The sequence below is a fragment of the uncultured Cyclobacterium sp. genome (assembly GCF_963976465.1).
Taxonomy (GTDB): domain Bacteria; phylum Bacteroidota; class Bacteroidia; order Cytophagales; family Cyclobacteriaceae; genus Cyclobacterium.
Map to the genome: position 1 here is coordinate 1 of NZ_CAXBOC010000188.1, position 9,262 is coordinate 9,262.

A 9,262-nucleotide genomic window follows, 5' to 3' on the forward strand; every position below is an offset into this window, starting at 1 on the left:
GATTCAATATGAACATGTGCATCTATGAATCCCGGAAGTATGTATTGATCAGGAGAAGAATCGATTCGATCTATCCTATTGATCTTACCCTCAGACACCTGAACTTCTACAGAATAAATTTCCCGATTTTCAATATCAACAAGTTTACCTTGAAGCGTAAAAACTTTAGACATTCTAACCTAAAAATTAAAATAAAATATTCCATTTTCTTGCTGCAGCTCCTTAAATGATAATAAAAATCAATTCAAATAAAGCTTACTGCCAAGAATACCTATAAATATACTATATTTGCCATTGAAAAGGAAAGCAGTAAGCAATTTCATTTTTCTTTAATGAAAAAAATTATCGTTGCCATCGACGGATATTCAGGATGTGGGAAAAGCACTACAGCCAAAGCTGTAGCTAAGATTCTGCAATATACCTATTTGGATTCAGGTGCCATGTATAGGGCTGTTACCCTATATTTTTTAAGAAATAACACGGATCTTTCCAATACGGAAGAAGTGAATAAAGCCCTTCAAGCCATAAAAATTACTTTCCAATTTAATGAAGCTAAGGGCGTTCAGGAAATTTTTATGAACGAAGAAAATGTGGAAAGTGAAATCAGGGGCATGGAAGTTTCCACCTATGTAAGTCAAGTAAGCAAATTATCCAATGTACGCTTTGCCATGGTAAACATACAAAGACGCATGGGTAGTAAAAAAGGAATTGTAATGGATGGCCGTGATATTGGCACCGTTGTTTTCCCAGAAGCGGAACTAAAGGTTTTCATGACTGCCGACACTACTATACGGGCAGAAAGAAGGCAAAAAGAGCTCTTAGAAAAAGGTGAAAAAATTAGTCTTGATATTGTCAAGCAAAACCTTGAATCAAGAGATAAGATAGATTCAGGAAGATCAGTAAGCCCATTAAAAAAAGCAATAGATGCCGTAGAGATTGATACCAGTTATCTTGAGTTCAAGGAGCAGGTCTCAAGAATAATTGAATTGGCCAAGGAAAGAATGAACTAACTTTATGGAAGTCACAATAGATAAAAATTCCGGATATTGTTTTGGTGTTGAATACGCAATCCAAATGGCAGAAGATGAGATGGAAAGCAGTTCTAAGCTCTATTGTCTTGGAGATATTGTACACAATGCCATGGAGGTGAACCGATTAAGTGATAAGGGTTTAGTTGTAATTGACAGAGAGAATTTAGAAGAACTACATGACTGCAAAGTCTTGATACGGGCCCATGGTGAACCACCGGAGACCTATCGTACAGCCATAAAAAACAATATTGAGCTTATTGATGCTTCTTGTCCAGTGGTTTTAAAATTACAGCACCGGGTAAAAAGTGCCTTTGACAAGATGGAAAGTCAAGATGGCCAAATTGTAATTTATGGTAAAAAGGGGCATGCAGAAGTGATCGGTCTTACCGGCCAAACCCTTGAAAAAGCCATTGTGGTAATGGATGATGAAGATTTGGATCAAATTGACTTTTCCAGACCTGTAACCCTGTTTAGTCAAACAACCAAAAGCACCAAAGGCTTCTACGAGTTGAAAGAGAAAATTGAAGCAAGGATAAAAGAAGCAAGGGGCAGCATGGAGGAAATGGATTTCAATGCCAATGACTCTATTTGCAGACAAGTGTCTAACCGTGAACCACAACTTCAAAAATTTTCAAAAGAAAACGACGTAATCATTTTTGTTGCAGGAAAAAAGAGTTCAAATGGCAAAGCCTTGTATCAGGTGTGTAAGCACATCAATCCAAGGAGTTATTTTGTTGAGAATGAAACAGAGATAAACCTCGATTGGCTCAATTCTGAAGATAAAATTGGCATATGCGGGGCCACATCCACACCAATGTGGTTAATGGACCAGGTAAAAGAGCACATTTTATCTTATAATAAAATCAGTATCAATGCAAACAATTGAGAAACCGTTAAGTTAATTGGGTTTTATCGATAAAAAATAGCTAAATAATCGCCGAATTATCTTCTAATAACTAATGTAATTTATTAGATTTGAGGCGTTTTTCATAGGATCAAAAAGTTTCAAAAATTAAATATGTCAAAACAAGTCAAGCTTAAAAGAGGGTTTGATATACGCCTGGTAGGTAAAGCCGAAAAAAAAGTCGGTGATTATCAACCTGTCAAAACCTTTGCCATCAAGCCCACAGATTTCATCGGAATGCAAAGACCAAAGGTCCTTGTAAAAGAAGGTGATACGGTAAAGGCAGGCACTCCTATTTTATTTGATAAAAAACTGGAAAAGGTAAAGTATGTTGCACCTGTATCAGGAGAAATCATTGAAATAAAACGAGGAGAGAAAAGAAAGTTATTGGAAATAAAAATCCTTGCTGACGGCGAAATTAATTTTGAAAACTTTGAGAAATTAACCTCTTCAGAAATTAAATCGGCAGGCAGAGATACCATCATTGACAAACTTACTTCTTCCGGTGTATGGCCTCAAATTATTCAGAGACCCTACGGAATAGTAGCAAACCCTGACGACAACCCACGCGCCATATTTATTTCTGGGTTTGATTCTCACCCTTTGGCGCCGGATTATGATTATATACTGAAAGGTCAAAGCAAATATTTTCAGGCAGGAATTGATGCCCTAAAAAAACTTACTGATGGTAAGGTTTATTTAGGTTTGTCTGCTGACAGTAAATCAACTGAATTAGGTGCCATACAAGGTGTTGAAACCACCGCATTTTCAGGCCCTCATCCGGCAGGAAATGTAGGTGTGCAAATTCACAATACCGCTCCAATTAATAAAGGAGAGACTTTATGGACAGTCAACCCTTATGGGGTGGTTCAAATTGGTAAATTGTTAATCAACGGGATTTATGACGCCTCCAAATTGGTGGCCATCACTGGTTCTGAAGTCAAAGCCCCTTCATATGCCCAGACCTATATAGGTAGCTGTGTTGATAGCTATGTAGCGGGAAATACCAAATCCAATCATTTCAGGGTCATTTCAGGAAATGTCTTAACTGGAGAAAAAATAAGCCAGGAAGGTTATCTGGGCTATTACCAGCACCAAATCACCGTCATCCCTGAGGGTGATTATTATGAATTCATGGGCTGGATGAAACCTACAACAGATAAATTAAGCTTCCATAAAGCACTAGGACTACTCTCTTTTCTATTCCCGAAAAAGGAATATGCTTTGGACTCGAATGTGAGAGGGGAACCTAGAGCATTTGTACAGACCGGGGTTTTTGAAAAGGTTACCCCTATGGATATTTACCCAGTGTATTTGCTCAAAGCCATCATGGCAGAAGATTTTGATGAAATGGAGGAGTTGGGAATTTACGAGGTAATAGAAGAAGATCTTGCTTTGTGTGAATTTGTAGATGTTTCCAAACACCCAGTTCAGCAATTAATTAGAAAAGGTATAGAACTCATTCAATACAGTTAAGAAATATGAAGTTTTTACGAGATCTGTTGGACAAACAGAAACCCTTATTCCAAAAGGGAGGAAAATTGGAAAATCTTTATTACCTGTATGAGGCAGGCGAAACATTTATGTTTTCACCCAACCATACTGCTGCCACAAAAGGCGCTCAGGTAAAAGATGCCATCGACCTGAAAAGGATGATGATTACAGTGGTTATTGCCATGATACCCTGCTTGTTGTTTGGTATTTATAATACCGGCCACTTGCACTATTTGGCAGTGGGTGAAGCTGCCACCTTTGGTGACAAGTTTGTATTAGGGTTAACCTTGGTATTGCCTATTGTATTGGTAGCCTATACTGCCGGGGGTATAGTTGAGGCGGTTTTTGCTGTAGTTAGGAAGCACCCAATCAATGAAGGTTTCTTGGTAACAGGGATGTTGATTCCACTGGTAGTTCCAGCAACAACCCCACTATGGCAAGTTGCTTTGGCAACAGTATTTGCAGTAGTTATCGCCAAGGAAGTTTTTGGTGGAACAGGAATGAATATCTTAAATGTGGCGATGACTGCCAGGGCATTTTTATACTTTGCTTACCCAGCACAAATTTCAGGTGATCAGGTATGGACTTATTTGGGAGACAAGATGCCTGTTGATGGCTTTTCCGGTGCCACGGCCTTAGCAGTTGCTTATCAATCCGGACAAGAAGGAGTAAATGCAGTAACCAATTTGGCCAGTCATAACTCAGTATTGATGGACAATATGTTTAGCTTTCAAAATTTGTTCATGGGATTTATCCCCGGATCAATTGGGGAAACATCTACATTGATGGTGCTAATCGGTGCTGCAATTTTAATATTTACAGGTGTAGGTAGTTGGAAAATAATCTTTAGTGGGTTTGTAGGTGCTTACCTTATGGCAGCACTAATGCAGGTCTTGGCGGTAAATGAATTCATGGCCATGCCGGCACATTACCATTTGGTAATGGGAGGCATAGCTTTTGGTATAGTATTTATGGCTACAGATCCTGTTTCAGCCGCTCAGACGGAATCCGGAAAATGGATTTATGGTTTACTTATCGGTGCTCTCACTATTATTATCCGGGTTACCAACCCCGCTTACCCTGAGGGTATCATGCTAGCGGTATTATTTATGAATGTATTTGCGCCGCTTATTGATTATTATGTAGTTAAAGCTAACAAGAAAAGGAGGTTACAACGTGCAACAGTCTAACGCATATATCATTACATTTTCGGTCATTTTGACCGTCGTATTGGGTTTATTATTGTCAGGTACGTCCGAACTATTAAAGCCAATTCAAAAGAAAGCTGAAGAACTTGATACTAAAAAACAAATTCTGGGCGCAGTAATACCTGCTGAACAAATAGCAGAAATGAAGCCGGAGGAAGTAAATGAGTTTTACGCCAGCAGAATTTCTTCAAAGGTAGTCAACCTTAATGGAGAGGAAGTTGAGGAACAAGACGGAGTTGCCGTATCTGCCGAAACAGTAGATGTTGGTAAAAATTATAAAAAAGCTCCTGAAGATAGATTGTATCCTGTGTTTATCTTCTTAGATGAAGGAAGTGAAGAGACTGCTCTTGCCTATATATTGCCTGTTTATGGTAGTGGGTTATGGGACAGTATCTGGGGCTACGTGGCCTTAAAAACCGATATGGACACCATTGAAGGGGTAACACTGTCACATGCAGGTGAAACCCCTGGGTTGGGTGCCAGAATCACTTCAGTAGAAGTGCAGCAACGCTACAAAGACAAAACCATCTATAATGAAGGGGGTGAACTTGTTTCCGTATACATGCAAAAAGGTGAAGGAAAAGATTACTCAGGAGAACCACATAAGGTGGACGGCATGTCCGGGGCAACCATTACAGCTGATGGTGTCAATAATATGCTAAAAAACTACCTTCAGCATTACCAGTCCTATATGGAAAAAATAAAAGAAGGTGGTTCTAAAGTGGCTATGAATTAATTGTAAAAATTTCAATACAAAGAAATTATGAGTACAGAAACCGCTGAAAAAGCAATAAAAGTAAAGGATTCAGAAGCTTTTCTTTCCAAAAGGAGAAAAAAGCTAATTACTGACCCCTTGGTGGACGATAACCCTATCACCATTCAGGTTTTAGGAATATGTTCTGCCTTGGCGGTAACCACGCAGATGCAACCCACCTTGGTAATGGCCTTGTCAGTTGTGTTTGTAATAGTCATGTCAAACCTGACCATCTCCCTTTTAAGAAACAAAATACCAGGAAGGGTAAGAATCATTGTCCAATTGGCAGTAGTAGCAACTTTGGTAACTCTTGTAAATGAGGTATTGAAAGCCTTTGCTTACGATATGTACAAGGAACTATCAGTTTTTGTTGGTCTCATCATTACCAACTGTATCGTAATGGGTCGTTTAGAAGCATTTGCCCTTGGTAACAAACCATATGACTCTATTTTGGATGGATTTGGAAGTGCTTTGGGTTATTCATGGATCATTCTTACCGTCGCTTTCTTCAGAGAATTATGGGGATCAGGAGCTGTTTTTGGCGTACCTGTTTTCGATTATGTCTCCGGATTGTTTGGCGATGACTTCCAGCTTGCCACCAACGGTCTAATGGTATCTCCTGTAGGTGCATTCATTATATTGGGATTGTTGATTTGGGTCCAAAGATCCAAAACAGGATATGTAGAACATTAATTAAACAGGAACAATGGAATTATTTAGTTTAGCAATTAGGTCAATTTTTATTGACAACATGGTTTTTGCCTACTTCCTGGGTATGTGTTCTTTTTTGGCTGTATCCAAAAAAGTAAGTACAGCCTTAGGTTTGGGTGCTGCCGTTATATTCGTATTGACAATTACTGTCCCGCTCAACTGGTTATTGAATGAGTTTGTTTTGAAAGAAGGTGCTTTGGCTTTTCTTGGTGAATCTTTTGCCAATATAGACCTTACCTTCCTCCGATTCATCATGTTTATTGCGATCATTGCTGCCATGGTACAATTGGTGGAAATGGTTGTGGAAAAATTTGCTCCTGCATTGTATGGTGCTTTGGGTATATTCCTTCCATTAATCGCTGTAAACTGTGCCATCTTAGGTGGATCACTTTTCATGGCGCAAAGAGATTATACACTTGCTGAAGCAACTGTGTATGGATTTGGATCAGGAACAGGGTTTTTCCTTGCCATAGTAGCTTTGGCTGCTATCCGTGAAAAATTAAAATACTCCAACGTTCCAAATGGTCTTAAAGGGCTAGGGATCACCATGCTGATAACAGGTCTCATGGGGATTGCATTTATGTCATTTATGGGAATTGATTTATAATATACGGATTCTATCCAAATAGAATATTACATCAAAGAAACCCTGTTCACTCAATAGAGAACAGGGTTTTTTTTATTTTTAGAGATAATTAACATTAAGCCTGCTCGAGATGTCAGATTTTACTTCTAAACGAATTCTAGGATACTTTCTTAGAGGACTATTATTCGTTGTACCATTCTTTTTGACGGGATATATTATCATCCTGACTGTCCAGTTTTTAGACAATATTATTCCGGTTAATATTCCCGGACTAGGAATATTGGTCATGCTGGTATTTGTTACTCTGGTTGGTTATTTGACGAGTATTTTCATTACAAAGTCCATCTTCGAAGAACTTGAAAAACTTGTATTTAAAATTCCATTGGTAAATATTCTTTACACCAGTATCAAGGACCTTATGTCTGCCTTTGTAGGCGATAAAAAGAAATTCAACACTCCCATAATTGTAAAGCTTTCAGACAATATGTCAAGGCTGGGTTTTATGACTCAGGATGACCTGAAAGTTATAGGACAGGAGGAATTGGTGGCTGTTTACTTTCCCCATTCTTACAATTTCAGTGGCAACCTGTATTTGGTGCCAAGAAAAAATGTGGAAAGACTTTACAATGTCAATAGCACAGAGATCATGAAATTTATCGTTTCCGGAGGCGTATCAGACCTGCACTACATTAAAAACCCAAAGCTTAGCAAGACTCCCAATAAACAGGGAGACACCATTTAATATGTTTTTGATTCCTTTCAATAAACCCTCTATTACAGGAAAAGAATGGGCCTATATACAAGATGCGAGTAAAGAAGGAAGGTTGGCAGCTGATGGGAAATACACTCGGAAATGCCAGTTATTTTTAGAAAAAATGTATGGCTTTAAAAAGACGTTCCTAACGCATTCCTGTACCCATGCCTTAGAAATGGCTGCACTCTTAATGGACTTGCATCCGGGAGATGAAGTGATCCTTCCCAGTTATACCTATGTAAGCACAGCAAATGCTTTTGTACTCAGGGGTTGTAAACTTGTTTTTGCAGACAGTAGAAGCGATTATCCCGGGATCGATGCAGGAAACTTGGCGGACTTGATTACCGACAAAACCAAGGTCATTGTTGCCGTTCATTATGGCGGAATGGCCTGTGACATGGAGCGACTATTGGCTATCAGCCAAAATCATCATTTATACCTACTGGAAGATGCGGCAGCAGGCATTGATGGCTATTATGTTTATAAAAATCAAGCAAAAAGGCCTATAGGTACTTTTGGCCATTTCGCCACCTTTTCATTTCATGAAACCAAAAATATCAGCTGTGGTGAAGGAGGCATGTTGGTGATTAATGATACCAAATTTATTGAAAAAGCCAATTTGGTTTGGAACAGAGGGACAAATAAAAAAGACTTTGCTTTAGGCAAAGCAAATAAATACGAATGGGTGAGCATTGGCAGTGCTTTTGCCCCTTCAGAGATTAACGCTGCATGGTTATGGGCACAATTGGAGCAAATTGAAGCTATTCAAGCCTCACGAGAAAAAATTTGGCACTGGCACAAAGCCAATTTGCCAATATTACTGGAAAAATTTGAATTAGAATGGATGACAGTCCCAAAGCATGCAGGAAATAATTTTCATTTGTACTATGGACTAGCGAAAAACCTAAAACACAGAGAGCAAGTACTTAACTTCTTGAAACAAAAAAAAATATTGGCTGTATTTCACTACCAAAGTTTGCATTCCAGCCCGTACTATTTAACCCAAAATTCCAAAAAGCTTGATTTGCTGCAAGCCAAAAAATACAGTGAGCAGTTGATAAGGTTTCCTCTATTCAATAATCTTGATACCAACAAGCTAAAGAGATTGCTTCTAAATTAACCTCAACAACCTTTTACTTTTCAGGACTGGTATTGTATTTCTCTTTCATTTTGGCCTCTAAACTTACCTTATCCGTTTTCTTAACGATATCTCTGATAATATCATCCAGCTCAACGGCCGAGTCCATAATCATCTGATTATAATTTTCTTTACCAACATCTTCTTCCAAGGTATCTGCTGCCATTACCAAACTCATCAATCTGGCAAGAGGAGCCCTCACCACATGTGATTGCATCCATGCAATCTCTTGTAGCCGTTTGTTTTGATCTTCAATGGCCTTGATATACCGCATACGCTCGGTAATGTCATTGGCCAGTACCACTTCTGCTCTGACCCCTTCATGAACGATTAAATTACTTTTTATTTCAACTGTAATGATTTCCCCATTCTTTTTTAGGTGGTTAAAAATTTTAGGCTCTCCTTTAAATCTGCCTTCCCTGATACTGGAAATCATTTTCACCAATCTGGGGACTTCGGACTCGGGACGGATCTGTTTGAGATCCATTTTCAAAAACTCTTCCTTTGAATACCCATAATGATCCACAGCCGCCTTATTGACATCAATAAACGCCAATGTATTTAGGTTATAAAGGTACATGGGCTGAGGGCTAAGGTGAAACAATTCCTTATATCTTAACTCAGAATGCTTAAGCTGTCTGGAAATCCTATATCTACCAATGCTATAAATTATACTCTTGTA

The 9,262-nt window shown here is 38.7% G+C and carries 10 protein-coding genes; 9 read left to right on the forward strand and 1 reads right to left on the reverse strand.

All coding sequences use genetic code 11. The annotated features are described in order from the left end of the window. The first annotated feature begins 332 nt into the window (after positions 1-332). From cmk to rffA, 9 genes are all read left to right on the forward strand, one after another. Positions 333-1,010 (forward strand): (d)CMP kinase, encoded by a 678-nt coding sequence (gene cmk / locus AAC037_RS11910; RefSeq protein ID WP_339903209.1) that lies wholly within the window; start codon positions 333-335, stop codon positions 1,008-1,010. Positions 1,011-1,014: 4 nt separating this feature from the next. Next, a complete protein-coding gene (locus AAC037_RS11915; protein ID WP_339903210.1) occupies positions 1,015-1,917 on the forward strand; it encodes a 4-hydroxy-3-methylbut-2-enyl diphosphate reductase in 903 nt (300 codons plus the stop codon). 132 nt (positions 1,918-2,049) lie between these two features. Beyond that, on the forward strand, positions 2,050-3,411 hold the full coding sequence (locus tag AAC037_RS11920) for a Na(+)-translocating NADH-quinone reductase subunit A (RefSeq protein WP_339903211.1): 1,362 nt from the start codon (positions 2,050-2,052) through the stop codon (positions 3,409-3,411). A 5-nt stretch (positions 3,412-3,416) separates the two neighbouring features. Continuing rightward, complete coding sequence (locus AAC037_RS11925) at positions 3,417-4,619, forward strand: NADH:ubiquinone reductase (Na(+)-transporting) subunit B (RefSeq protein ID WP_339903212.1); 1,203 nt, start codon at positions 3,417-3,419, stop codon at positions 4,617-4,619. Next, entirely contained in the window at positions 4,606-5,373 is a 768-nt protein-coding gene (gene nqrC, locus AAC037_RS11930; protein ID WP_339903213.1) for an NADH:ubiquinone reductase (Na(+)-transporting) subunit C, read from the forward strand. Before AAC037_RS11925 ends, nqrC begins: the two co-directional genes overlap by 14 nt. 27 nt (positions 5,374-5,400) lie before the next feature. Further along, complete coding sequence (locus AAC037_RS11935) at positions 5,401-6,084, forward strand: NADH:ubiquinone reductase (Na(+)-transporting) subunit D (RefSeq protein ID WP_339903214.1); 684 nt, start codon at positions 5,401-5,403, stop codon at positions 6,082-6,084. 13 nt (positions 6,085-6,097) lie between these two features. Beyond that, complete coding sequence (nqrE, locus tag AAC037_RS11940; RefSeq protein WP_339903215.1) at positions 6,098-6,709, forward strand: NADH:ubiquinone reductase (Na(+)-transporting) subunit E; 612 nt, start codon at positions 6,098-6,100, stop codon at positions 6,707-6,709. 109 nt (positions 6,710-6,818) lie between these two features. Then, entirely contained in the window at positions 6,819-7,430 is a 612-nt protein-coding gene (locus AAC037_RS11945) for a DUF502 domain-containing protein (RefSeq protein WP_339903216.1), read from the forward strand. 1 nt (position 7,431) lies between these two features. After that, positions 7,432-8,562, forward strand: a complete 1,131-nt coding sequence (gene rffA, locus AAC037_RS11950) for a dTDP-4-amino-4,6-dideoxygalactose transaminase (protein WP_339903217.1) — start codon at positions 7,432-7,434, stop codon at positions 8,560-8,562. Positions 8,563-8,575: 13 nt separating this feature from the next. On the opposite strand, the gene AAC037_RS11955 is transcribed toward rffA, so the two are convergent. Continuing rightward, a partial coding sequence (locus AAC037_RS11955) for a PAS domain S-box protein (RefSeq protein ID WP_339903218.1) occupies positions 8,576-9,262 on the reverse strand: 687 nt, incomplete at its 5' end.